This window comes from Pseudanabaena sp. BC1403 (assembly GCF_002914585.1).
In the GTDB taxonomy this organism is placed as follows: Bacteria; Cyanobacteriota; Cyanobacteriia; order Pseudanabaenales; family Pseudanabaenaceae; genus Pseudanabaena.
This window is the reverse complement of sequence record NZ_PDDM01000001.1, coordinates 86,669-110,730: the sequence shown is the minus strand read 5'-3', so window position 1 is coordinate 110,730 and position 24,062 is coordinate 86,669. Positions and strand designations below refer to the sequence as shown.

The following is a 24,062-nucleotide window of genomic DNA, read 5'->3' as shown; positions in this document are numbered from 1 at the left end:
ATCAGCATTATGAACACTTGTTATCGAGCCACTCTCATTAGTCTGTTAGCTTTAGCCTTAATAGGATGTGCAGTCCCAGACACTCGTAATCCTCAAGTTTCACTAATTAGCACAGTGAGTCCAGCGCCAACTAATATCGCTGAATCTCCAAAACCAATTATTGATAATCGTCCAAATAATCGCAAAGTAAAACTGGATGATCGATTAGTTCAAGCAAGTACCAGTTTTGGATTTAATCTATTTGATCGCATTGCCAAGCAAGATCCTAATAAGAATATATTTATCTCCCCTTCGAGTGTAGCGATCGCCTTATCGATGACCTATAACGGCGCGAGTGGCGAGACCCAAGAGGCGATCGCTAAGGCTTTAGAATTGCAAGGCATCAAAATAGATGAGGTGAATGACTACAATCGGAACATCCAAAAATTACTAGCCAATGGCGATACAAACGTCGAGTTAAGTATTGCGAACTCACTCTGGGCGCGAAAGGATATTGCATTAGAGAAGACTTTTCTAAATAAAGTGAAGGAATTCTATCAAGCCGAAATCAGCAACCTTGACTTTAAAGATCCTAATGCCGCAAATACGATTAATGCTTGGGTAAAGAAAAATACCAAGGACAAAATCGATAAAATTGTTGATCGCATTGAGCTAGATAGTATGCTCTTTTTAATTAATGCAGTTTACTTTAAAGGTAAATGGGAATCTCCCTTTGAAAAATCTCTCACTAAGCCACAGCCCTTTACCCTTGCTGATGGTACAAAGATCCAACATCCTGCCATGTCGCGATCGGGTGAGTATCGCTATTACGACGCACCGACTTTTCAAGCGATTAGTCTTCCCTATGGCACTGGACGCTTCAGTATGGAGATTTTCTTGCCAAAGTCTAAATCAAATCTTTTAGAGTTTCAGAAGCAACTGACTGCAAAGAATTGGCAAGAATGGTCAATGAAATTCACTCGCAAAGAAGGCTTGATTCAATTACCGCGCTTTAAAGTGGAATATGAGACTAGTCTCAAATCAGCTTTGGAAAATATGGGTATGGCGATCGCATTTGAGCCAGACAAGGCAGATTTTCGTAATCTCTCAAACGTTAAAGCCTTTATCGGAGACGTAAAGCATAAAACCTTTGTCGAAGTCAACGAAGAAGGAACAGAAGCAGCCGCAGCGACTTCTATCGAGATGAAAGTAACCTCAGCGATGCCTTCTGAAGAACCTCCATTTCAGATGATTGTCAATCGTCCATTTTTCTTTGCAATTAGCGATCGGCAAACTGGCACAATCATCTTTATGGGTGCAATTAAAAACCCCAAATAATAAAAAAGCCCTGCATTACAGGGCTTTTTTATTATTTGGGCGACAGATATACGCCAAAGTGACGTAATTGTAGATAGTAGGCGATCGCTTATCATCATGTTTATATAATACTTAAACTGCTTTTATATGAAGAACTGCGATCGTATTACTGCTACTAGTTTATTAGCCTCATTACTTATGGGAGTGAGTGCTTCAGATAGTGCTAGCTCGGCTACTTTACCTATTAGCCAATCGTCGCCTATTGCAGTCATTCCAACTCAAAAGCCAAGAAATTCCGAGCGTAATCGCCAATTAAATCTTGATACACGATTGATTGAGGCAAGCCATCGTTTTAGTTTCAATCTATTTGATCGTATTGCTAAAAAACAAATAAATAAGAATATATTTATTTCACCTCTAAGCATATCACTCGCCCTATCAATGACCTATAACGGTGCGAGTGGAGAGACTCAAAGTGCTATGTCGAGAACTTTAGAGGTGCAAGGTATTGCGATCGGAGAAGTGAATAACTTCAATCGAATACTGCAAGAATCGCTTTTGAATAGTGATAACGGCACTGAGATTAGTATTGCCAACTCACTGTGGGCAAATAAGGATTTTCCTTTAAAACAATCGTTTGTAGACAATACAAAAACTTACTATCAAGCAAAACTAAGCAATCTTGACTTTAGCGATGTCAATGCCGCAACTATCATCAATGATTGGGTGAAACAAAAAACTAAAGGTAAAATCAGTAAAATCATAGAGGAAACGGACAGTAGCACTACAATCATTTTGGTTAACGCTATTTATTTCAAAAGTGGATGGAGAAAGCCTTTTAATAAGTCAAATACTAAGCCAAAGCCTTTTACTCTAGATAATGGCACAAAGATTCAACATCCAGCGATGTCACAGACAGAGTTCTATCCATATCTTGACACACCTGAGTTTCAAGCTGTTAAACTTCCCTATCGGTCTACACGCTATAGTATGGACATCTTCTTGCCGAAGTCTACATCTAATCTAACGGTGTTCCAAAAACTATTAACAGCAAAAAATTGGCAGGTTTGGTCAGATAAGTTTGAGAAAAGAGAAGTATTTATCCAATTACCAAGTTTTAAAATAGAATATGGTATTGATCTCATTAATACTCTCCAAAATATGGGTATGCAAATTGCTTTTAGATCAGATGCAGACTTTAGTAATCTTTCAGCAGAAAGAGCCTTTATCAATGAAGTGAAGCACAAAACTTTTGTCGATGTGAATGAGCAAGGAACTGAAGCGGCGGCAGTTACTTCTGTTGGTATGACAAGAGGGCTTAATTCACCAGACTCAGAAAGTGCCCAGATGATTATTGATCGCCCATTTTTCTTTGCCATTAGCGATCGCCAAACAGGCACAATCCTCTTCATGGGCGCAATTAAAAATCCATCTAAATAAGACAAATCCCCGACTGATATATAATTAAGCACATCAAGTTTTGTAATACAGCAATATTGTGACTGAAATCTTCCCCAATCTTGAAATTCAAGCAAGATTACTAGAACTACGCAAAGTACTGCAACGCACTAGTTATGAATACTATGTCCTAGATGCTCCCACAATGGAGGATTCAGTTTATGACGCGCTCTATCGGGAATTGCAATCACTTGAAGCGCAATATCCACAACTGATTACGCCTGATAGCCCCACGCAGCGCGTAGGCGAGAAACCAACCACTCAGTTTGTATCAGTTCAGCATCACATACCGCTTTTTAGTTTAGAAAACGCCTTTGTTTCTAGTGATGTGAAAGCTTGGCAAGAAAGATGCCAAAAGGGATTAGACAAGCAAGGATTCTTAGATAGTGTTTGCGAATTGAAGATTGACGGATCTGCGATCGCATTAACCTATGAACATGGGGTCTTAGTGCGCGGAGCAACTAGAGGCGATGGTACATCAGGCGAAGACATCACCCCTAACATTAAAACCATTCGTTCTATTCCCTTAAGATTAAATTTAGAGAATCCACCCGATCGCCTCGAAATTCGCGGTGAAGCATTCTTACCGATCGCGGTTTTTGATGAAATTAACCAAGAGCGATCGCAGCAGGGAGATGCCCTATTCGCCAACCCCCGCAACGCCGCCGCAGGAACTCTCCGTCAACTCGATTCCCGCATCGTCGCCAAACGCCGACTTGATTTCTTTGCTTATACCATCCATATTAATCAGGCAGATTTTGCGAAGCAAAATCTGCCTGATATTTCTTCTCAATGGCAAGCTCTGGAATTCCTCCAAACAATTGGCTTTCGCGTAAATCCAAATAAACGACTCTGCAAATCCATACAGGAATTGCAAGAGTACTATGACTTTTGGTCAACGGAACGGCTCAAACTTCCCTATATGACCGATGGGATGGTGATGAAGCTGAATGACTTCTCTCAACAAGAACAACTCGGTTTCACCCAAAAGACTCCCCGTTGGGCGATCGCATGGAAATATCCCGCCGAAGAAATGCCCACAATCATCGAATCGGTCACAGTCCAAGTAGGACGCACAGGTACTCTCACACCAGTTGCCGAATTACGCGCCGTACTACTAGCTGGAACAACCGTTTCGAGGGCAACTCTGCATAATAGTGATCGGCTAGCTGAACTAGATTTACATCTTGGGGATACGGCGATCGTGCGAAAGGCGGGAGAGATTATTCCTGAAGTAGTGCGCGTACTGCCTGAATTGCGTCCAAATGGTGCAATTCGTTTTGTAATGCCTACCCATTGCCCTGAATGCAGTCAACCAGTTTTTAAGCCAGAAGATGAAGCGGCTACTCGTTGCATTAATTTAGAATGTCCTGCGATCGTGCGGGGTGCGATCGAGCATTGGGTCAGCCGTGATGCGCTAGATATTAATGGAATTGGCGAGAAATTAGTCAAGCAATTAGTTACTGAAAATCATATAACTTCCGTTGCCGATCTTTACGATCTGACTAGTGACCAGTTACAAACCCTTGATCGCATGGGGCAAAAGTCAGCCGACAAGATCATTGCAGCGATCGCCCAATCCAAAAATAAGCCTTGGGCGCGAGTCCTCTACGGTTTGGGCATAAGGCATGTGGGTAGCGTAAACGCTCAAAATATTGCGGATAATTTTCCGAATGTGGAGTTATTAGCAAGGTCTACGCCCGAAGCGATCGCTTCTATCTTTGGTATCGGTGAGGAAATCGCCCAAGCTATTTATGAATGGTTTCGCAAAGAAGCAAATCAGAATTTGATCCAGCGTTTGCAAGTGTCAGGGCTACAGTTTGTGAGCGAGAAAAAAGATAATCAGGCGATCGCTATAAACCCCAATATCACTGGTAAAACTTTTGTGGTCACTGGGACGTTGCCAACTCTAAAGCGAGATGAAGCTAAAGCTCTCATTCAATCCGCAGGCGGCAAAGTAACTGACTCTGTGAGCAAAAAAACAAATTATCTAGTTGTTGGAGCCGACGCTGGCTCGAAGTTAGAAAAAGCCCAATCTTTGGGTGTGCAATGCCTTTCAGAAGAAGAGTTATTAAATTTAATTGACTCGTAAGGCGGGTAGCCCTGCACTCAAGTGCGGGCTAAGAGCTAAAGTCGGTTGAAACCGACTGAAGAAATTCGACCCGTTCAGCAATTCTCATTATGAAACCGATTTTTATAATGAGAATTGCTGCAACCCGTTTCAACGGGTTTTAGCTTTTAGCCCGCACTTGAGTGCAGGGCGTTTGCGATGAGTGCAGAGTACAAGGGAGCTTTTTAACGGGGGCTGGGGGAGATCTATACTTACAAAAAAGCCTATAAAAAAATATGACAAGTTTTGATTACGATTTATTTGTGATTGGGGCGGGCAGTGGCGGACTTGCCGCCTCCAAACGTGCCGCCACATTTGGCGCAAAAGTTGCGATCGCAGAAGGTGACCTCGTAGGTGGTACTTGTGTGATTCGTGGCTGCGTACCCAAAAAGCTAATGGTCTATGCATCACATTTTTCGCATTTTCCTCAAGAGGCGGCAGGTTATGGCTGGGAAATTCCCGCAGGCAAGCTTGACTGGAGCAAACTCCGCGATGCTATTCAAACCGAAGTATTGCGCTTAAATAAACTGCACATTAGTTTTTTAGAGAAAAGTAATGTCGAGCTAATTTCAGGATTTGCCAAATTTGTTGACGCGCATACTGTGGCGGTAGGCGATCGCCAATTTACTGCCGAACGCATTCTGATCGCTGTCGGAGGTGAAGCCGCCAAGCCAAATTTAGCGGGTATGGAATATGCCATTACTTCCAAAGAAATGTTTTTATTGCCGCAATTTCCACAGCGTTTTGCAGTGATTGGGGGTGGTTATATCGGTACTGAGTTTGCAGGAATCATGCGCGGACTAGGGGCTGAGGTGACGCAAATAATTCGCGATCATTCAATTTTAAAAGGCTTTGATAACGATGTGCGAACCAATGTCCAAGAAGGGATGGTTAGCCACGGAATTAACTTTCATATTGGGGTTGACAGCGAATCCCTCACGATTGCTAAGCATGAGAACGATCTCACAATTTCCTTTAATGATGGTGATGGCAACGCCCAGCAAATCAACGTTGATACCGTTTTAGCGGCAACAGGTCGAAAACCAAATCTCGCGCCTCTAAGTTTGGAACAAGCAGGAATCGAAGTTGTTAATGGCGCGATCGCAGTCAAAGAAGATAGTTGCACCAATCAACCGCATATCTATGCGATCGGGGATTGTACCAATCGGGTGAATCTAACACCTGTTGCGATCGCAGAAGGTCGCGCCTTTGCTGATACGGTCTATGGTCATACGCCCAGATTCATCAGTCATACCAATATTCCCTCAGCAGTATTCTCTCAGCCCGAAGCCGCTACCGTTGGTCTATCTGAAGAAAAAGCACGAGATCTGTATGGCGATCGCGTAAAAGTTTATAAAACCAAATTTCGCCCGATGTTCTATAGCCTTGCTGGCGGAGAGGCAAAAACGATGATGAAACTAATCGTAGTCGGCGAAGAAGAACGGGTTTTGGGTCTACAAATGGTGGGCAAAGATGCCGCAGAAATCATTCAAGGCATGTCGCTAGTTGTAACGATGGGCGGTTGCAAAAAAGATCTTGACAACACGATGGCAATGCATCCCACTGCCGCCGAAGAATTCATGACGATGCGTTGATTGGTGAATGCAAGACAGCATAAAAATTATTTCATTTATACCAAAACACAAAGTGGCTACGCCACTCTGTGTTTTTAAAACCCTCAGCAATTCTCATTATAAAAATCGGTTGTTGGAAAGCCCGCCGTTGGCGGGCTTTCCAACAACCGATTTTGGTGTTTCCAACGCCTTCGGCGCTGGAAACACCAAAATCGGTTTCATAATGAGAATTACTGTAAAACCCTTACAGGGTTTACTTTTTAATCCACAGAAGTGTTGTCACACTTTTGTGGATTGGTATTACAGGATGGCAGTAAGGTAAGCGTTGCAGATCCGAAAATTGGTTACATGATTTAAATTGCTGATTGTTGACTAAATTATTGGCTACTGTAAAGAAATATTTAAAATAATGAGATTTCTTAAAAAATTTATATTCACTCAGCAATGCAATTCTTGTAAAGATTTATATGACTTTTTATGTTGAATATTATTCTTTAACTATTTTTTAATCATCAATCACTCTCCTACTGCCAAGCAGGGTCTAGTAATTAGTTCTCCCCATTTATAAGGCGGGGATCGCCTATCTGGCAATGATCCCCATTTTTGATGCTTATAATCGATGCATGATTGAAATTGATGTTATAAGTTTATCTCGCACATACTTGTCTGAAACTAAGTTTCAAAACTCATTTAAAATTTCTAACTATTCCTTTAGAAATACTTCTGACAAGACCTAGCGAATTTTTAAATCCTAATAAATTTAGCCATTTCTTGTGATGAACCCATTACAAAGCCTCAATAATCGAGAAAAATAATGTAACAGTTCTAAGTTCATTAAAAATCTCTCATAAATTCAGTTGGCTCAAATTTTTTTCATCAATACTTATTTAAATTTACTTATATATTTAAGGACTTAACAGAAATGATTGAATCTATACATTGCCCTAATTGTGGTGCGATCGCTGAACGTCACCACCTTTCATATCTCGCTCAAGTCAAGACCCAATGCGAAGCATGTGACTATCTATTAGTAATGTGTACTCGTAGTGGCCATGTTCTAGAGTCCTATGCTCCAGGATTACCATCAGAGCCACGACCCAAGCCAATTTCTATCCGCTTCACACCTCTAGCCCAACAACCTCACAGCAATAATTCTCGTAGAGATATTGTTGCTGTGAGCGCTTAGCTTCATAGTTAGAAGGCGAGGCAATTAGGATTTAGATGCAAGCACCTACAATAGAAAAATAGCTCTCTTAGATCTGATTCACCAGTTGATCAAATCTGAGAGAGCTTAAAATTTTATAGGATGAATTTATTATGGTTGCCCTACGCGATCGCTTCGATTTCGCTCAGCTAACCTATAGCTGTCGCCAAGTTTACCAGTACATAAAACCCAAGAATTGATTGGCGGCGCGAAGCGCCGCCAATCAATTCTTGGGTCACGAATGGCAGTGCTTTGCGCGAACTCTCCTCTTTTGAGATGTCAGTAGCAATAAACTTAATCAATATAGCTACCAAAAAAAGTTAAAATTCAAAAGCTTTAGGTCATCGACTACTAACAAAAATGTAAATCAATGACTGAAAGCTCAATCGGGATTTGCAACCTACCAAAACAGATCAACCAATCACCGATTACCCAACACTTAACACCAATTACCGTTCTGAAACATGGCTCCCATCGCCAAACTACTGATTGCCAATCGAGGTGAAATTGCCCTCCGAATTATTCGGACTTGCGAAGAACTCGGAATTCCGACAGTTGCTGTTTATTCCGATGTTGATCGCAACTCTTTGCATGTACAACTAGCCCATGAAGCTGTCTGCATTGGCGACTCGCCCAGCAGCAAAAGCTATCTAAATATTCCCAATATTATTTCGGCAGCTCTTACCCATAATGCCACTGCTATTCACCCTGGCTATGGCTTCTTATCAGAAAATGCCAGATTTGCCGAAATTTGTGCTGATCATAACTTGATGTTTGTGGGGCCAAGCCCTAACTCGATCCGCTCAATGGGCGATAAGTCCACTGCCAAAAAGACGATGCAGAAAGCGGGCGTGCCGACTATTCCTGGAAGTGAAGGCTTAATCGAGTCGGAAGAGCAAGCGATCAAAATTGCTGAAGATATTGGCTACCCCGTCATGATTAAGGCGACAGCAGGTGGTGGCGGTCGCGGTATGCGTCTGGTCATCAATCCTGATGATTTATTACGTTTATTACGTGCTGCCCAAGGCGAGGCAGAAGCAGCTTTTGGGAATGGTGGGGTCTATATTGAGAAAGTCATTGAGGAGCCACGCCATATTGAAGTGCAAATCTTGGCGGATATGCATGGTCATGTGGTGCATTTGGGGGAAAGAGATTGCTCGATCCAACGTCGCCACCAAAAACTACTAGAAGAAGCGCCTAGCAGTGCCGTCAATCCAAAATTGCGTGAAAGAATGGGTGATGCGGCGGTAAAGGCGGCTAAAGCGATTAATTATCTCGGTGTGGGTACTGTCGAGTTTTTACTGGACAAATACGGCAAGTTTTATTTCATGGAAATGAATACTCGTATCCAAGTCGAGCATCCTGTAACGGAGATGATCACGGGTATTGACTTGATTGCCGAGCAGTTACGAGTTGCCCAAGGCGAGAAGCTGCGATTCCAGCAAAAGGAAATAGAGATTCGTGGTCATGCGATCGAATGTCGGATCAATGCCGAAGATCCCGATCACAATTTCCGTCCGAATCCTGGTCGCATCAGTGGATATTTACCTCCTGGTGGGCCTGGTGTTCGCATGGATTCCCATGTTTATACCGATTATGTGATTCCCCCCTATTATGATTCGCTGATTGCGAAGTTGATTGTCTGGGGTAGCGATCGCAATGCGGCGATTTTACGCATGAAGCGGGCTTTGCGGGAATGTGCCATTACAGGCGTACCAACGACGATTCCTTTTCATCAGAAGGTTTTAGATGATGAGGAATTTAGATTAGGGCATGTGTACACCAACTATGTGCCATTGCTGCAAGCGAGACTTGCGGAACAAGAATAAAAAAAGCACCCCGACGGGGTGCTTTTTTTATTTAAAACTAAGTGCGATCGCTACTTGGTAAACCATAAGGCTCGATACCATTTTCTTTAAGTAATGAAGTCAAATAAGCAATTTCTCGATCCTTGTCAGCATCGATCGCAAAGCCTTCACCCAAATTATCAAGATCTTTTTCGAGAGCTTTGATTCTTGCTGTAGTAGCATCATTCCGCTCTTGTTCTGTGCGAACTACGCCAAAAGCATCATCAAATCTACGTTCTAAGGACTCTGTACCGAGCGCTATAACAAGGCTAAATGCTGATTTACTGCCCTTAAAACACCTATAAACCCAGTAGGCATAGACAACATCAAGTGACCATCCTTGAATGCGTGTTTGTCCTCTAACTGATTTAGTTGGTTCAACCTCAAAAGTTTCGGGCGTATAACCTTCACCTCGTAAGCTTTTGAATGGCTTAGAGATTAAAAAGTTTCGGGCGTAAACAGCATCATCACCAATACATTCAGCCGCTTGTGTTTGCGACATTCGATAACTCCCGTCAGGGAGCATGAAAGCATCAACGGTTAAACCACTGATCGCAACAGTTGCGCGGGTTGCTTTTATGGACTTACTCATGATTTTTGACTATTGGTACTGGTGCGATCGCCTAATTTTCCCTCTCGCTTGGCAGCCTCAATATTATCTACAACCCAAGCATAGATGAGGTTAGAAACGCTTCGCTTATCTAATTTAGCAAGTGTCTCCAAATCTTTTTTCATGTCAGCATCGAGATAGACGGCGACTCTAGGTAATTTTGATGGCAAGGTCTTCACAAGCAACTCATTCACAAGATTTTACTCTCTAACAATGACTATCAATATAGTATCTCTTATTAACTCTAGGTAGTGTTACTGTATGCTACACTAAAAAATCAGAATATATTGCTTTATTGTGTGAATTTATCCGATCTCGTAATTTTGACTAACCTAGCCCCTTGAAAGTAGTCATCAACGTAAAAATTGCTTGATCGTTTTTGTTGCAAATATCTAGACTTCATAGAGCGTTTTTGGAACGGAGCAAGCTAAAATTTGTCGCAGACACTTTTAAACTCAAATATTTGCAACTTTCTGGTAGTAGGTAACAGATAGATATTCTCAAATAGTTTTTAGGACGCGGAGATTTGGATTTTAATCGCGATCGCAAATGGACATAAAAAAAGCACCCCATCGGGATGCTTTTTTAATTAAATATGTGCGGCGCGTTTGTAAGCCTCATCCAAGACTTCGCTGAGCGTTGGGTGCGCGTGAACAATCGTCGCTAACTTCTGCACCGTTTGCCGATCGCGTATTGCTGCCGATGCCTCATGAATCAAGTCCGAAGCATGGATACCAATGATATGCACACCCAAAAGCTCGCCAGTATCTTCACGGTAAACAATCTTCGCGAGACCATCGGTTTCTCCCTCTGCGATCGCTTTGGAATTGCCCTTAAAGTAAGACTTAGCAGTGCCAACCTTAAAGCCTTCCGCCGCACCCTTTTCCTTTGCCTGTGGTTCGGTCAAGCCGACAAAGCTAACTTCAGGATGGGTGAACGCCGCCGCAGGAATGCTCTGATAATCGACTGTTGCAGGGCGATCGCAAATATTTTCGACAGCGACAATACCTTGAGCCGAAGCAGCATGAGCTAACATCATTTTGCCAGTAGCATCACCGATTGCCCATAGATGTGGAACTGAAGTTGCCATTGTGTCATCAACATCAATAAATCCGCGTTGATTTGGCGCAATACCCACAGTTTCTAAACCAAGATCCTTAGTTAGCGGAATCCGACCTGTGGCGACTAAGCAAGCATCTACTTCTAAGACCTCAATAACTTTCTTGGTCTTAGCATCAGTTAGCTCAATCTTGACAGGTGAACCTGCGGTAATTTTGGTGGCAAATACGCCAGTTCTGGTTTCGATGTCGCGAGGCTTCAGCAATACGCGCTCGGCAATCTTGGCAATATCAGGATCGAATCCTGGCATCAATACATCCAAAGCTTCGATCATCGTTACTTCAGAACCAAGCGCCGTATAGACATCCGCAAATTCGAGACCGATATAGCCGCTACCGATAATCGCGACCCATTGGGGCAAGGTTTCTAAACGTACAGCCTGATCGCTTGTATAGACGGTTTTGCCATCGATTTGAATACCGCGAGGAACAAATGGCTCGGAACCAGTGGCAAGAATAATGTCTTTGGTGGTGTAAGTCTTATCGCCAACGCTGACTTTTTGCACACCTGCTACACGACCACGACCTTCCAAAATATTTACGCCTAATCGTTTGAGGCTATTGGTCAAGTCGCCGCGCAATTTCAGTACTAAGTTGTCGGCATGACTTGCGATCGCGCCGCGATCAAAATTCACTTCACCTACCTCAATTCCTAACGCTTTAAGGTGAGACTTTGCTCGCATTTCCCGTACACGTCCCGAAGCCGCCAATAGTGCCTTTGAAGGAATACAACCGCGATTGACGCAGGTTCCGCCCATCACACCATCTTCAACGATCGCTGTTTTTAAGCCACAAGCGACTGCATGGAGGGCTGCGCCATGTCCACCAACACCAGCGCCAATAATGATCAAATCGTAATCAAATTTGTCCGACACCTAATCTTTCTCCAGTAGAATCGATCTACTATTTTTGCATCGTTTGTGCACCCTGTTAGCCTTGACAAGATATAGCTGCCAAGGAAATCACTACAGCTTATCCATAAAATTCATTAAAGCATCTTAATTGCAATAATTACTTATGCAGAATTTTGTAATAATTTAGTAAGGCTGAATCAAAATCTCCGCAGGAGTTCCCAGTTCTTTACGGGCTTCTCTAAAAATAGGTCTACACAGGGCAAAGAATTTGAGTCATTGGGAAAAACGATATGTTATGGCAAATGAGGGATAGTTAGGACAAATAGCAGAAAGTTTGGCACACAGCATCAGTAGATAGCAGATAGCTGTCTGCCAAATCTCAGTAATACTAATTCACAAAAGTGTGACAACACTTCTATGAGTTAAAAACCAAACCCTGTCAGGGTTCTAAAAACACAAAGTGGCTACGCCACTTTGTGTTTTGGTATTGGGAGATTAGACTGATTCCATGTATGGAACATCCTTATGCTGGCGTATCTTCGGGGACAAACCCAATCATCGGGCAAAGTCCAAAAGGAGTGTCAAGTTCGATGCCTGAGTCTGGAGCGTCAACTGTGGGATCGTTGGCATATCCATAGGTTTTACAGATATACTTTTGCATTTTTGACTCCAAATTTATAAAAAAAGTGGATTTGCCAGAGCAATTTGCCAGAGCATCTATGAACCTGGAACTACCCCTGACGATAAAATACCCCAGAAACGCAGAACCCCATGATGGGTCAACAATTCAATTGCGATCGCAGATACAAAGCCAATCATAGCAAGACGACCGTTCCAAAGTTCTGCTTGAGGAGTAAATCCTGTAATCCATGAATTACGCATCATTACTTCGGCAGCTTCAGCTTGTGGGTTGTTAGTTTGCATAGTCATTTCTCCAAAAATTAAAATCTATTTATCTCGCAACTTCCCATACAATCTCATGCTTATGGTGGAAATCATGTTGCAGAATAGCTAACAACGTATACTCTGCATGAATACTTCTTAAATATTAATCATGGCAGCTTAGAAGTGAACATGCAGTGCCTTGCGATTTCTTAAAAACCAAGAGATTTTTTAAAAGAGATTTTTTAAAAGTGTTGTTCTGCAACACTTTTAAAAAATCTCTTACTCACAAAATTTAAAAGTTATAGCCAATACCAACCAGAATGCCCAAATCAGTTGTACGCAAAAAGGCTAGATTTGCAGCTACATTAATCGTGAATGTGGATGATAGAGGGATGTCAATACCTCCCGTAAGCAATAAACCTACACTACTGTTAGAACCAGTATTAATTGCAATTCCACCACCTAGATAAGGAGAGAACTGAAAATCTCCAAAAGGCTGCTGCGGAGCAAAATCATAAGTTACAGGAAGTAGAATGGTTGCAAAGTCTCTCAGGATTAGAACATTTGGACGCACTGATATAGTCTCAGTCAAACCGAGTTTGCTAATAACGGCAAAGCTTGTACCACCTAAATCACTTCCACCAGTTAATCCGAAGTTAGCTCCACCTCCAAAATAGCTGGGACCAGAACGAGTAGACCTAAATATGCGGTTGCCATTACTATCAGTCGGAGGGGTAATTTGCGCAATGAAGTTGTCAGATCTTTTAATAATGCCTAAATTTTGTTGAGGTACGGCTGTCAGTTCTGCTACTGTTGACACTTCGCCTTCTGGCAATTGAATGGGACTTTGAGCAGCCTCTAAACTTGTCGAAGGCGGTATAGATCTACTGATTTCCTTCTTGTTGAGTGTGCTCGAACAGCTCTTTACCCATCCACATGGAGATGAATTAGTTGTCTGAGCTTCTACTCCAGCAATAGAATTCCCAATCATTAATAGAAAGATGCCAACGGAAAAATTGAATTTCATGGATTTTCTCTTTGTAAATCATACAGTTCTCTACATATCAAACTTGACATAGCCATGTTTGACATCATGAATGAATTGATTGATTACAGATAAAGTTTAATAGCAGCTTAAGGATTGGGATGGAGATCGTCTAAATATTCTTGATTAAGATATGGTCTCAAACAGTTATGGTGTAGCGTTTTTCGATCACGGTTTTAATGCGATCGCGACTATCAGCAGGCGAGAGATCTGTAGTTTTTTCGATCAACTAGATTCGTTTTTATACAGTGACTATTTTATAGTCAGAAAACTAAATTTACTCTTAAGGGAAAAATGGTAAAAGTTATTATGAATAACTTTTGTTTACTGCCGTCGATGTCGTCAAACCAACAGCTTCAGCATACTTGAGGTATGTTTCTACCGAGGCAATAACTACACGAGCTTCGATTGAAAATAGTTCGATTCCCCCCAAAGAGACTCTTACCCATGCATCAATGACGATGCCCTTATCCAAAATGCGATCAATGACTTCCGCCAAGCTAGAGGAAGAGTTGACTTTCTCGACTGCCATAGTAATGATCTCCTTGAGTTAACTATATCTAATACATTCACATGGTCATGTTTGACTTCGTGAATAAATTGATTGATTACCAATAAGTTTAAGATTGATGACATGAAATTATTCTAATGAGCTCAAGCAGGCAAGGTGTATCGGTTCTCGATCGCAGATTTAATGCGATCTCGACTATCAACAGGTGAAAGATACGAAGTTGTTTCAATCTCCCTGACCTCTTTTGCTAAGGATTTGTCTTTAATTGAATTTTGTAGCCAATTTGAGTAATCATGCAAATGTAAATGATATAGCCAAGTGTGATCGTCAACTCCTTCGGCAAGCTGAATAAACATAATGAGATTTTGCGCTTTTAAATTTAACTTGCCACCTTCGCCTCTAAAAAAGAAACAGCGATCGCTACCCAAATTACCTTCAGCATAGGTTCGCATATGCCGTTGACGTTCTTGCAAGGGGAGAATTACTTCAAATTCAAATGGTTGCTCTTTGGTATTGAGAAGCCAAGCTACTCCTGATCCTGATGCAAGTTCTGTGGGTAACGGAGCAATCGGTAGCTGATGTCCTATGGCATTACAAAAATCAGTAAATGTTTGCATTGGTGACTTTACCGCAATCAATGTATCAACTAGCAATAAAGCCGAGGTCGCCACATGTTCAGGATGAACTGTAACCATCAAAATGCCATTGACAGACTGGGGTAAAGTCACAGCTGCGTCCCATGTCGAAGGGAACATATGATGCACTTCGTCAATGACGATCCAATGCGGTCTACCTGTCCGTACACGCATTTCTAGTAGAGAAGGTAGTAATTGTGCAAGAAATAACGGGCGATCGTCGATTTTTACACCCATTAAATTAACGATTAGGTTCTGTTCTGGTTTACTCAAAGCTGTCAAAACTTCTGCTGAAGTAGGAATCTGCTGAGCATTTCCTAATACTACTGTCTGTTCAAATGGTTGATAGTCACCCTCAGGATCTATGATGCAGACCTGATAGCCTTTATCGATAAATCTCTCGATCAATCCCGTCGCTAGAGTCGATTTGCCACCACCAGAAATGCCCGCTAATAGAATATTGTGATTTAGCGGCTGAATATAGATATCTTGGTTGGCATCAAGCTTTCCTAATAAGATACGATGGCGATCAGGCAAAATTGAAGATTCTCGCAGATCTTCTGTAAGGTCTAGGGTTAATAATCGCTCGATTAATTCAACTACACCATCACCTCGACTTGCTTGAGTCACCCAATCCACTTCGCTCTTCACCGAAGGTAAGGCATTAGATACGGCTACAGAAAACTCACATAATTTCAGGAAAGCAAGATCATTCTCAGCATCTCCTACCGCTACTGTATTTCGGACAGACAATCCCATTTTGCTTAATGCTTCACTAAGCCCCGCAGCCTTGTTAACTCCCGCTGGCAAAACCATCACTGCCCCTTTGTTAAAGATCACCTGTAGATCTAGTCCCAGTTCTCTAATTGTAGTCAGTACTTCGTTTTCGTTGGGTTCCCATGTTGCGACGATTACTTTGCCGATAGAGAGGGGATCGATATTACGCGATCGCAAAGCCCGTAAAAAATTTTCAGGAGGTAAACTACCTAGCAATAATTCTTCGCGAGTTGTAGGGAAGTAGATTACGGCTCCATTTTCAGCCACGACACAATCAAATAAATCTACTTCGGGAAATACATCGCAAATATCTTCTAGCTGTCTTCCTGTAACTAAAATCAGCTTCCGTCCAGTTTTTTGTAATCGTTTAAGTGCATCTAGAGTCGCCTCTGATACTTTCCCATTCTCTGCTAAGGTTCCATCGTAATCTGTAGCTAATATTAAATAGTGCATAAGTTTTGAATAAGTACTTAATTGCCAAAAGTCGGAAAGTTTCGCCCGTTCGGGCGAAACTTTCCGACTTTTGATGAGTAATTTAGCTTAAAGCAGCTTTGCCAGACTCAGGAGCGCGTAAGTCATCTAGAGAGAGCGTTGGTGTCTCAGTATAAACTGAGTCCAATAGAACTTCTAGGACATCAGCATCGCGGGAAATAGCGATCGCCTGATGGGTAATTAATTCCCCGACATTGAGAATCACCTCATCATTGCGATCGAGAATCACACGAGTTACAGGACGACCCAAAGCACCTTTAATTCTTTTATCCTCGTATGCTTGAGTGCCATGATCTTGCAAATTACTTGCAGTTTCTTTTACCTGCTCCCATAGTCCCTTAGCTCCATCCTTGACCTGTTGTCCGACATTAGACCCAGTAACTCGCAAAGCATCGCCAGTGGTTAACCCAACTGCTTCTAACAGAGCTTGTTCCTGATGATGAGTCTTGGCTCTTTCAATTACTTTTGGAGTCACAATTTGACCTTCCACAGCCACAACTGAGCCTTCAGGCGTAAAAATCATCTTGTTCACTCGCCGACCTTGGGCTTGCTCAATACCAATATTTGCGCCAATACCTGTAATAGTACCTGACAATCTGTCGCCCAGTCTCTCTGTCACACGTCCTCCCGTTGCATGATAGAGTTCGTTGGTCATATTCAGGTTCCGAGCAGCCAAGATATGTGATGAATTCACAATCTGTCCTTCATGAATTAAAGCTATGCCGTCGGTAGTTTCTACAGTTTTTTGAGAAACTTTTCCTAATATAAAAGCTTCTTGTTCTTCGGTGTCAACAATAGCATTAGTAAAGCTAGTACCTGCAAATGTAGTCGCTTCTTGAAACTTCTCACCTGTAAATTGCGCTGCTTCTTGAGCTTTTTCTCCTGTAAATTGCGCCATTTCCTGCACTTTCCCACTTGCAGTTTGCATAGCACCTCTAATTCCGCCTACTTGCTCTTGCATTAGATCAGCAGTTTCAGAAGGCACAAAGGCAATATCTTCACCAATCTTGAGGGTGTCAGGAGCAGGAACAAAAGAACGTCCAGAGTAGGCATCCGCGAAGATACCACCAGACACTTCATATCCTTCGATCGCGCCACTAGTATCATCGAAGTAAAGGTCAACCATTGTCCCCAAATCACGCCCATCAAGAGTCATGATCCTCGTGCCTTTCAAGGTATTATCTCTTTCTAAAATATTCTGAATCTGTGGGAATTCTCTAGCAGAATCTATCGCATCTCTGGATGCTACAATTACGGCATCAGCGCCGATCGCCTGAACATTAGTTAAAGGCAATACCAACGCATCACTAAACCAACCACTCTCATCAACAAGAAAACCTAATAATTGATTACTCTCTTGATCAAAAACCAGGTCCACAATTGAGTTGAATTCTTCCCCAGAGTCATAGGCGACTATAGGCTTACCAATCATCCCTTTACCATTGCGCATTTCATTCTCCTAAAATTTGATAAAAGCCAACTTTAATTGACAGGTTTGTTAGTTTTTACAGGTTGGATAGTAGAGGTGCTTTTTACTTCAGCATCCTTCCCAAAATTAGGAGCGAAATCAATTACTCCAAAGTATTCCAATGCTACAACTCCAGCAGCAGCAATGAGCATTGCTAAACCAGTATATAAAGCAGAGTTATTTTTCTTTCCTACAAGTCTAGGCATATATTTTCTCGCAATTTTAGAGATGCATAGACAAATTTAAAATTCCTCTATGTTCATACCATTACAGAAGCATGTTTAGTTTCTTGATTGAATTGATTGAATTGAGTTACTTTGCAATAAAGTGTTACAAAATCTACTTACATCTATGCCTGTAAGTGCTTTCACAAAATAAATTACGCAAACCCATAAGGTTGAGCCCCTGCGGGGCGTTACCTTATGGGTTTGCGTTTGATCGCAGTTTTAAATACATCCTTCGACCGAAACACTGTAGGTATTGCCGATCGCATTGAGTCCACCCACAAATACATTGACTTGAAAAGGATTGCTAGGCGATTGTGGTACACCCATTAGTCTTAGCGGTTGACCAACCTTAACTGCTACATTATCTTTTTTATAAGCCCGACTAGAACTGCGATCGCGATACTTTAAGCTTAGCTCTACATCATAGTTAGCATTGTTTTCAGGAACAATAGTCGCCTCATAACTATTAAAAGAGCGATCGCTAGGCACAGAGAAATCAGTATTCCAATTGTTACTGGTTACTAATGTACTAAAAGGAGAAACAGTTTTTTTCACAGTCGTGCCAGTGCCTCCGATTACATTTAGAGGATAACATTCGTCTGCTTGAGCAGAGGATGTAAAAGGCAAACTTAGAAGCAATCCAAAAACGACCAAAAGCTTTGACTGAAATGATTTTAGAAACATATAACCTTCTTTAATTATTTAAATTGCCAGAATGGTCGGTGTTTTGTACCGACCATTCTGGATGTTATTATTTTGTGAGAATAGCTTGTAGCTTTGCCTCATCTTCATTTGAGAGAGAAGTCTTTAGAACTTTGCCTTCAAACCTGCTGAGATCTTCTAATACTTTGTCAGGTGTAGCTCTCCTGACTAACACAAAAATTGCTGAGGTGCTGGGCTCAATGGTACTGCCCACTTCTCGGATAAAGTTGTCATCAATCCCGATATCTGTCAATGCACCAGAAATCCCACCTGCGATCGCACCAACAGCCCAACCCAAGAGAGGATTAAAAAAAATAAAGCCAAATAGTAGCCCCCAGAAGCCCCCGCTTAATGCTCCCTCAGCAGTCAGCTCTTGAGTCTGCTTAATCTTTACTTTTCCATCTTTATTTCTGATCACGATCGCTGCATCTTCTAAATCAATTAGATGCTCTTTTTGCAGCTTTCGGAGTTCCAATATAACTACATCAGCAGTGAATTCATCTTTAAAACCAACAGCAATTAGACTACTCATTTATTTCTCCAGATTATGATTTTTGTTCTATTCGCAATGTTTTAGAAACCATTTAAGAATTATCTAGATCCCCCCCCAGACCCCCTTAAAAAGGGGGGAGAATTAAATTCTTCCCCCTTTTTAAGGGGGATTGAGGGGGATCTCTTAGAGCTTTTGACCGCAGAAAGTAATTCTTAAATGGTTTCTTAGAGTAGGGGGTAATTCATGAATTGCCTCTACTTTAAAGCGCACGTATTTGATGCATAAACCCTAAACAAAATTAGGATTTGACCTTGTTTTTGATCGCTTTAGCAGTATCAGAAGCTTTCCCAGTCAGTGATTTGAGAGCATCTCCTGTCTTGTCTTTGATATAGTTAGCTGCATCACCTGCCTTATCTAAGGTGTCATCTTTTACAGAGCTAATGTTATTTCCAGCTTTGTCAAAAGCCTTTTCTGCTTGCTTCACAACAGGAGGAGTATCTTCATTCGAGCTTCGCTTCATTTTGTCAAAATCAGAGGTTCCTTGAATTTCATTCAAACCTTGATTCGATGAATCGTCAGACGTGTATTCTGGATTAGTATCGTATGTACTACCCTTTAACGCATCTTCAGCTTTCTTCTGGATGTTAGGCAGAGTCAAGTTATCAGTGATTTGATCTGGAGCATTTTGAGCTGCGATCGCAGGATTGACGCTAGCAAATGCAATTAATCCACAGACTACGACCATGAGCACAAAGCGCTTTAGAAATTGTGCGATTTTCATAGAATTTCCTCATATTTAATTGATAATTGGAACTGAGTTCTTGCAAATACTATTGCAATCCAATGGTTGATTTCTTGAATGAGTTGATTGATTATGAAATAAAATGTAATAGCTGATTAATGACAAGTGACTTTCTTTTATAGAGAGAGTCACTTGTCTTAGAAACCATTTAAGAATTACTTTCTGCGGTCAAAAGCTCTAAGAGATCCCCCTCAATCCCCCTTAAAAAGGGGGAAGAATTTAATTCTCCCCCCTTTTTAAGGGGGGCTGGGGGGGTCTAGACAATTCTTAAATGGATTCTAAAGGGGGTAAGTCTGACTTATGTCTAGACAATGGGAGATTCTTTACGAGAATTAATTAGATGCAACGATTGCCTTAATCGTGACAGTCTTAACTCCTTTGATTTCCATTGCCAAACTTTTGACTTTATCAAGGTCATTTAGTAAAGGAACGGTTCCTGATACGACGACATTTGCATCTTTAGACTCTACAGTCAAATTACCTTTAGGGATATTCGCCTCTAACTTACTCCGAACTTCGCTAGCAAGATCGCTATCAGGTCGTTTTGTCGTGTCACCCATTGCATCATTGCGTTGTTCACGGGCGCGGATATCAGAATCCAATTGTTTTTTACGAGTTGCACTTTGAGCATCATCCATAGCTGCTTGAGTGTTTTGTGGTGAGGCAGTAGGGCTGCTACTAGGAGCAGGAGCTTCGGAGGTAGTTCGAGCATCGGTGCAAGCTACTACTGTAACTAAGAGGACATTAGTTAGTAGTAATGAAGCAATTTTTGTGTTCATGGAAGAAATCCCTCAATTTATTAGTATTTAATCGTTGTGAAAATCAATTTATCTTTGATGGAAATTTATGAATTCAGTAGACGCAATTCATGAGTTGCCTCCACTGAATTCTTCATCTCTATCTATCTCAAAGACACTTCGCCTGTTCTACTAGAAGCATTAGCAGAATCATAAATACCCCATTCATGGATACCGTGACGTTGTAAAATTGCTTCGGCTCGATGAATCTCTTGCTCTGAACCGTCAACCATCACTAAGTATTCTCCTTGATCTACGCGATCGCTATATACTTTGGCACGGTCTTTAGGAATGCCTAAGCCAACTAATCCGCCAATGAGTCCACCTGCGGCTGCACCGATCGCACCACCCGTTAGCGTAGTAGCCAGAGTCGTAGCCACAGCGCCAGCCAACATCACTGGCCCAACTCCAGGAATAGCCACAAGTCCTAGTCCAACTAGTAGCCCCGTTAATCCTCCAACGGCAACACCAGATGCAGCGCCTGTTGCAGCACCTTCACCCACTTTGTTGTCAAGATCGTTGAGATGCTGGACTTGTTGCTCAGCAGTAATGTCAGAATTGCGATCGACATTATTCCCAATGATCGAAATTTGATCCATATTAAATCCACTGTCTCTCAATTCACTGAGAGCCGATTCAGCTTTTTGATGATTAGAAAATGTACCTGTAGCCCGCTTGAATTGTCCGATCATAATCTTCTACTCCGTTAATCAAACTTAGTGGCTTAGTTTTACTTGGAAAACATAGGCTTTACTAAAGTATGTAAGTTGTTGGAATTAAATGTAGGATGGGTTTGCGATCGCGTAATCCATCATTGACACCTAATTGATGCGTTACGTTTTACTAACGCATCCTACAAAATAATTAAGACTTACTAGCAATATCAAATCTATTAATAGATAGAGTTAATATTAGTAATTTACCTATGTGACCTAGTCTCACACCTGCATGTAATAAATCATGTATAAGCAGATATCAGAAAGTGAATAAATTGTATAAGATGGTTTAATAGTACTTAAATCGTTACAACTAATATAGTTCTATTCCCTTTGATAAATATAGTAATTTAAGATTAGCTGAAGGAGAGATTTTCTGTCCTAAGTAAATAGGTGCAACTAAATATAAATCTCTAAAACCTATACTGATTATTGTATAGGTGGTACAGATTTTAGATCTGGGTTTTAATTATTCTGAGGTTTCTAAATGATTAGAGACAATTGATGAATTAATTCTAATCATTTAGAACGAGATACTTTTTTGTTTTTGCTAATCTTTAAGAAACTAGATATTTGCATTGTAAAGATTTGTTTTGTTTTAGTACAAATCATTCAATTCATACACTCTTCAAGCATGAAATCAAACAATAGCCTGTTAGTTTAGGGCTTGACTCACGAGTACATGTACAAAACTTAACAGGTGAAACAAATGGCTAGTATTTTAGATAGTGGCAACGCTAGTAACTTTAACGATCCAGTTACTGCGGTACTGAATGGTGTTAAGAAAGGACTTCTTTTCGCTTTTGGGTTTGCACTAGTTTTGATGTTGCAAGTGACATTTTTTAGTTCTGGGGCGATCGCATCTCCTTTAGCAAGCTTTGGCAGTCAAGTTGACAAAATGACGCAAGGTGTGAAGACAGACATGGCGATCGACAAAGCCGCAGGTATCACTAAGGAAATCGGTCGCGATCTTCGCGATGGTAGAACTGATAAGGTGATTGATAAACTTGCCGACACCTCTAAAGACATTGCTAAAGAAGCTCAAAATCGCGCCAAGGATTTAGCCAAAAACGTGAAAGAAGGCACCAAGGAAAATATGGGCAAAGCCAAGGATATGGCTAAAGATGCCAAGAACAAAATTGGTGATGGTGTTGAGAAAACTAAGGAAATAGCAGGCGATCGCGCTGATGACGTTAAGGCAAATACCAAAGACCTATCTGACAAAGCTGGAAACAAGGTTGAAGAAGCAATTGACTCTGTCAAAAACTTCTTAGGTCAGTAAATTCGGTAACTATGGATAGGTGATGATCTGCGCCGACTATCCTCTCATGCACAAATACTTGAAATAGATAAACGGAGAGAATCTTATGGAATTTATTTGGTTTATTTTGATCGGACTCGTGGCTGGAGCTTTAGCTGGTCAGATCGTCCGTGGTGGAGGCTTTGGTGTGCTGGGCGACATTATTGTCGGGATTGTCGGTGCATTGTTGGGCGGCTTCCTATTTAATACATTTGGTGTCTCTACAGGCGGCGGCTTACTTGGCAGCTTGATCGTGGCAACCATTGGTGCGGTGGTTTTACTATATGGGATTCGCCTAGTTAGATCTGCTTAGAAGCTATTTACAGAAATATTTTTGTTGAAAGTAATGCTTTGCATTACTTTCAACAAAAATATTGGTTCTAGATTCAGTGTAAAGCACTGTAAGAATTACAGAAATGCTTCCAATTTCAAGGTTTTGGACAACTTGCAAACAAATTATTTATAGGACAAGTAAAAATGACTAATAGAACCGTAAACAGAGATGTCAATCCCACTGACCAAAGCGATGCGAATCTCGATCCACTTTCTGGAGAAGTAGGAGCGCATCCCCTCGGAACAGGTGTGGGAGCCGCAGGTGCTGGGACTGTAGCGACAGTCATCGGTGGCGCTGTTGGTGGGCCAGTTGGTGCTGTAGTTGGTGCAGTGATTGGCTCAGTAGTTGGTGGTTTGGCTGGGAAGGATGTTGCCGAACAAGTTAATCCAACTTTTGAAGAAACCAATTGGCAGGAGACTTATACTTCTAGCTCCTATGCTGAGCAAGACAAAACCTACGAAGATTATCAACCAGCCTACCGCACTGGCTATGAAGGCTACGATCGCTATGGTCATAGTGGTCGGACTTACAGCGAAGTTGAGACAGATTTGCAGCGCGATTATCAAACAAATCAAACTGGAAATTTGCCTTGGGAAAAAGCTAAACATGCAGTAAAAGATGCATGGGATCGTGCTTCTACCATGATTCGACGTTAATTAGGTCGCTAGCCAAAAGCTGAGCCACCCACTATACGGGCGGCTCAGCTTTTGGCTTTTTAACAAAGTGTAATGGAACTCATGTTCTATTACACTTTGTTTCGTAGTAGAGCAAGTTAATCAAGTCACTCAAGTAGTTAGACATTCCGAT

At 41.6% G+C, this 24,062-nt stretch carries 24 protein-coding genes; 9 read left to right on the top strand and 15 right to left on the bottom strand.

Annotation, left to right across the window (positions count from 1 at the left end; all coding sequences use genetic code 11):
- Window positions 1–9 precede the first annotated feature (9 nt).
- From CQ839_RS00540 to accC, 6 genes are all read left to right on the top strand, one after another.
- Complete coding sequence (locus tag CQ839_RS00540) at window positions 10–1,317, top strand: serpin family protein (protein WP_103666333.1); 1,308 nt, start codon at window positions 10–12, stop codon at window positions 1,315–1,317.
- A 126-nt stretch (window positions 1,318–1,443) separates the two neighbouring features.
- Window positions 1,444–2,736: a serpin family protein gene (locus tag CQ839_RS00535; protein ID WP_103666332.1), complete on the top strand. Its 1,293-nt coding sequence runs from the start codon at window positions 1,444–1,446 to the stop codon at window positions 2,734–2,736.
- Window positions 2,737–2,794: 58 nt separating this feature from the next.
- Window positions 2,795–4,846, top strand: coding sequence for an NAD-dependent DNA ligase LigA (gene ligA, locus CQ839_RS00530; protein ID WP_103666331.1), 2,052 nt, complete (start codon window positions 2,795–2,797; stop codon window positions 4,844–4,846).
- 254 nt (window positions 4,847–5,100) lie between these two features.
- Window positions 5,101–6,459, top strand: a complete 1,359-nt coding sequence (gene gorA, locus CQ839_RS00525; protein ID WP_103666330.1) for a glutathione-disulfide reductase — start codon at window positions 5,101–5,103, stop codon at window positions 6,457–6,459.
- Between the two features lie 901 nt (window positions 6,460–7,360).
- Window positions 7,361–7,624: a hypothetical protein gene (locus CQ839_RS25590; RefSeq protein ID WP_181016038.1), complete on the top strand. Its 264-nt coding sequence runs from the start codon at window positions 7,361–7,363 to the stop codon at window positions 7,622–7,624.
- Window positions 7,625–8,106: 482 nt separating this feature from the next.
- Window positions 8,107–9,471: an acetyl-CoA carboxylase biotin carboxylase subunit gene (gene accC / locus CQ839_RS00515; RefSeq protein ID WP_103666329.1), complete on the top strand. Its 1,365-nt coding sequence runs from the start codon at window positions 8,107–8,109 to the stop codon at window positions 9,469–9,471.
- A gap of 37 nt (window positions 9,472–9,508) precedes the next feature.
- Here the strand turns inward: accC and CQ839_RS00510 are convergent, their stop codons facing one another.
- The 15 genes from CQ839_RS00510 to CQ839_RS00440 form a co-directional block, all read right to left on the bottom strand.
- Window positions 9,509–10,081, bottom strand: a complete 573-nt coding sequence (locus CQ839_RS00510) for a hypothetical protein (RefSeq protein ID WP_219817700.1) — start codon at window positions 10,079–10,081, stop codon at window positions 9,509–9,511.
- On the bottom strand, window positions 10,078–10,293 hold the full coding sequence (locus CQ839_RS00505; protein ID WP_258040576.1) for a hypothetical protein: 216 nt from the start codon (window positions 10,291–10,293) through the stop codon (window positions 10,078–10,080). Before CQ839_RS00505 ends, CQ839_RS00510 begins: the two co-directional genes overlap by 4 nt.
- A gap of 395 nt (window positions 10,294–10,688) precedes the next feature.
- Window positions 10,689–12,092 (bottom strand): dihydrolipoyl dehydrogenase, encoded by a 1,404-nt coding sequence (gene lpdA, locus CQ839_RS00500; protein WP_103666327.1) that lies wholly within the window; start codon window positions 12,090–12,092, stop codon window positions 10,689–10,691.
- A 502-nt stretch (window positions 12,093–12,594) separates the two neighbouring features.
- Window positions 12,595–12,732: a hypothetical protein gene (locus tag CQ839_RS00495; protein ID WP_219817699.1), complete on the bottom strand. Its 138-nt coding sequence runs from the start codon at window positions 12,730–12,732 to the stop codon at window positions 12,595–12,597.
- 56 nt (window positions 12,733–12,788) lie between these two features.
- Window positions 12,789–12,995: a chlorophyll a/b-binding protein gene (locus tag CQ839_RS00490; RefSeq protein WP_181016037.1), complete on the bottom strand. Its 207-nt coding sequence runs from the start codon at window positions 12,993–12,995 to the stop codon at window positions 12,789–12,791.
- A 253-nt stretch (window positions 12,996–13,248) separates the two neighbouring features.
- Window positions 13,249–13,983 (bottom strand): hypothetical protein, encoded by a 735-nt coding sequence (locus CQ839_RS00485; RefSeq protein ID WP_103666326.1) that lies wholly within the window; start codon window positions 13,981–13,983, stop codon window positions 13,249–13,251.
- A gap of 325 nt (window positions 13,984–14,308) precedes the next feature.
- Window positions 14,309–14,533, bottom strand: a complete 225-nt coding sequence (gene gvpA / locus CQ839_RS00480) for a gas vesicle structural protein GvpA (protein ID WP_103666325.1) — start codon at window positions 14,531–14,533, stop codon at window positions 14,309–14,311.
- A 122-nt stretch (window positions 14,534–14,655) separates the two neighbouring features.
- A complete protein-coding gene (locus CQ839_RS00475; protein WP_103666324.1) occupies window positions 14,656–16,377 on the bottom strand; it encodes an HAD-IIB family hydrolase in 1,722 nt (573 codons plus the stop codon).
- 82 nt (window positions 16,378–16,459) lie between these two features.
- Window positions 16,460–17,866: a PRC-barrel domain-containing protein gene (locus tag CQ839_RS00470; protein ID WP_103666323.1), complete on the bottom strand. Its 1,407-nt coding sequence runs from the start codon at window positions 17,864–17,866 to the stop codon at window positions 16,460–16,462.
- Between the two features lie 32 nt (window positions 17,867–17,898).
- On the bottom strand, window positions 17,899–18,090 hold the full coding sequence (locus CQ839_RS00465) for a hypothetical protein (RefSeq protein WP_103666322.1): 192 nt from the start codon (window positions 18,088–18,090) through the stop codon (window positions 17,899–17,901).
- Window positions 18,091–18,330: 240 nt separating this feature from the next.
- Window positions 18,331–18,795: a hypothetical protein gene (locus tag CQ839_RS00460; protein ID WP_103666321.1), complete on the bottom strand. Its 465-nt coding sequence runs from the start codon at window positions 18,793–18,795 to the stop codon at window positions 18,331–18,333.
- Window positions 18,796–18,862: 67 nt separating this feature from the next.
- Complete coding sequence (locus CQ839_RS00455; RefSeq protein ID WP_103666320.1) at window positions 18,863–19,345, bottom strand: DUF1269 domain-containing protein; 483 nt, start codon at window positions 19,343–19,345, stop codon at window positions 18,863–18,865.
- A 259-nt stretch (window positions 19,346–19,604) separates the two neighbouring features.
- Window positions 19,605–20,087, bottom strand: a complete 483-nt coding sequence (locus CQ839_RS00450) for a hypothetical protein (protein WP_103666319.1) — start codon at window positions 20,085–20,087, stop codon at window positions 19,605–19,607.
- 353 nt (window positions 20,088–20,440) lie between these two features.
- Window positions 20,441–20,887: a BON domain-containing protein gene (locus CQ839_RS00445; protein WP_103666318.1), complete on the bottom strand. Its 447-nt coding sequence runs from the start codon at window positions 20,885–20,887 to the stop codon at window positions 20,441–20,443.
- Window positions 20,888–21,009: 122 nt separating this feature from the next.
- Window positions 21,010–21,597: a general stress protein gene (locus CQ839_RS00440; protein ID WP_103666317.1), complete on the bottom strand. Its 588-nt coding sequence runs from the start codon at window positions 21,595–21,597 to the stop codon at window positions 21,010–21,012.
- A 733-nt stretch (window positions 21,598–22,330) separates the two neighbouring features.
- Between CQ839_RS00440 and CQ839_RS00435 the strand changes: the two genes are divergently transcribed.
- The 3 genes from CQ839_RS00435 (at window position 22,331) to CQ839_RS00425 (ending at window position 23,911) form a co-directional block, all read left to right on the top strand.
- Window positions 22,331–22,903 carry a hypothetical protein gene (locus CQ839_RS00435; RefSeq protein WP_103666316.1) on the top strand — a complete coding sequence of 191 codons (573 nt, stop codon included), beginning with the start codon at window positions 22,331–22,333 and terminating at the stop codon, window positions 22,901–22,903.
- Window positions 22,904–22,988: 85 nt separating this feature from the next.
- Window positions 22,989–23,234 (top strand): GlsB/YeaQ/YmgE family stress response membrane protein, encoded by a 246-nt coding sequence (locus tag CQ839_RS00430; protein WP_103666315.1) that lies wholly within the window; start codon window positions 22,989–22,991, stop codon window positions 23,232–23,234.
- Window positions 23,235–23,398: 164 nt separating this feature from the next.
- Window positions 23,399–23,911 (top strand): hypothetical protein, encoded by a 513-nt coding sequence (locus CQ839_RS00425; protein ID WP_103666314.1) that lies wholly within the window; start codon window positions 23,399–23,401, stop codon window positions 23,909–23,911.
- Window positions 23,912–24,062 lie beyond the last annotated feature (151 nt).

Coding starts and splice junctions, on each gene's coding strand:
- CQ839_RS00455 (WP_103666320.1), bottom strand. CDS start 19,345: ATGAGTAGTCTAATTGCTGTTGGTTTTAAAGATGAATTCACTGCTGAT.
- CQ839_RS00425 (WP_103666314.1), top strand. CDS start 23,399: ATGACTAATAGAACCGTAAACAGAGATGTCAATCCCACTGACCAAAGC.
- CQ839_RS00475 (WP_103666324.1), bottom strand. CDS start 16,377: ATGCACTATTTAATATTAGCTACAGATTACGATGGAACCTTAGCAGAG.
- CQ839_RS00465 (WP_103666322.1), bottom strand. CDS start 18,090: ATGCCTAGACTTGTAGGAAAGAAAAATAACTCTGCTTTATATACTGGT.
- gvpA (WP_103666325.1), bottom strand. CDS start 14,533: ATGGCAGTCGAGAAAGTCAACTCTTCCTCTAGCTTGGCGGAAGTCATT.
- CQ839_RS00435 (WP_103666316.1), top strand. CDS start 22,331: ATGGCTAGTATTTTAGATAGTGGCAACGCTAGTAACTTTAACGATCCA.
- CQ839_RS25590 (WP_181016038.1), top strand. CDS start 7,361: ATGATTGAATCTATACATTGCCCTAATTGTGGTGCGATCGCTGAACGT.
- CQ839_RS00470 (WP_103666323.1), bottom strand. CDS start 17,866: ATGCGCAATGGTAAAGGGATGATTGGTAAGCCTATAGTCGCCTATGAC.
- CQ839_RS00485 (WP_103666326.1), bottom strand. CDS start 13,983: ATGAAATTCAATTTTTCCGTTGGCATCTTTCTATTAATGATTGGGAAT.
- CQ839_RS00535 (WP_103666332.1), top strand. CDS start 1,444: ATGAAGAACTGCGATCGTATTACTGCTACTAGTTTATTAGCCTCATTA.
- CQ839_RS00460 (WP_103666321.1), bottom strand. CDS start 18,795: ATGTTTCTAAAATCATTTCAGTCAAAGCTTTTGGTCGTTTTTGGATTG.
- CQ839_RS00430 (WP_103666315.1), top strand. CDS start 22,989: ATGGAATTTATTTGGTTTATTTTGATCGGACTCGTGGCTGGAGCTTTA.
- CQ839_RS00495 (WP_219817699.1), bottom strand. CDS start 12,732: ATGCAAAAGTATATCTGTAAAACCTATGGATATGCCAACGATCCCACA.
- accC (WP_103666329.1), top strand. CDS start 8,107: ATGGCTCCCATCGCCAAACTACTGATTGCCAATCGAGGTGAAATTGCC.
- CQ839_RS00445 (WP_103666318.1), bottom strand. CDS start 20,887: ATGAACACAAAAATTGCTTCATTACTACTAACTAATGTCCTCTTAGTT.
- CQ839_RS00490 (WP_181016037.1), bottom strand. CDS start 12,995: ATGCAAACTAACAACCCACAAGCTGAAGCTGCCGAAGTAATGATGCGT.
- gorA (WP_103666330.1), top strand. CDS start 5,101: ATGACAAGTTTTGATTACGATTTATTTGTGATTGGGGCGGGCAGTGGC.
- CQ839_RS00440 (WP_103666317.1), bottom strand. CDS start 21,597: ATGATCGGACAATTCAAGCGGGCTACAGGTACATTTTCTAATCATCAA.
- CQ839_RS00450 (WP_103666319.1), bottom strand. CDS start 20,087: ATGAAAATCGCACAATTTCTAAAGCGCTTTGTGCTCATGGTCGTAGTC.
- CQ839_RS00510 (WP_219817700.1), bottom strand. CDS start 10,081: ATGAGTAAGTCCATAAAAGCAACCCGCGCAACTGTTGCGATCAGTGGT.
- CQ839_RS00540 (WP_103666333.1), top strand. CDS start 10: ATGAACACTTGTTATCGAGCCACTCTCATTAGTCTGTTAGCTTTAGCC.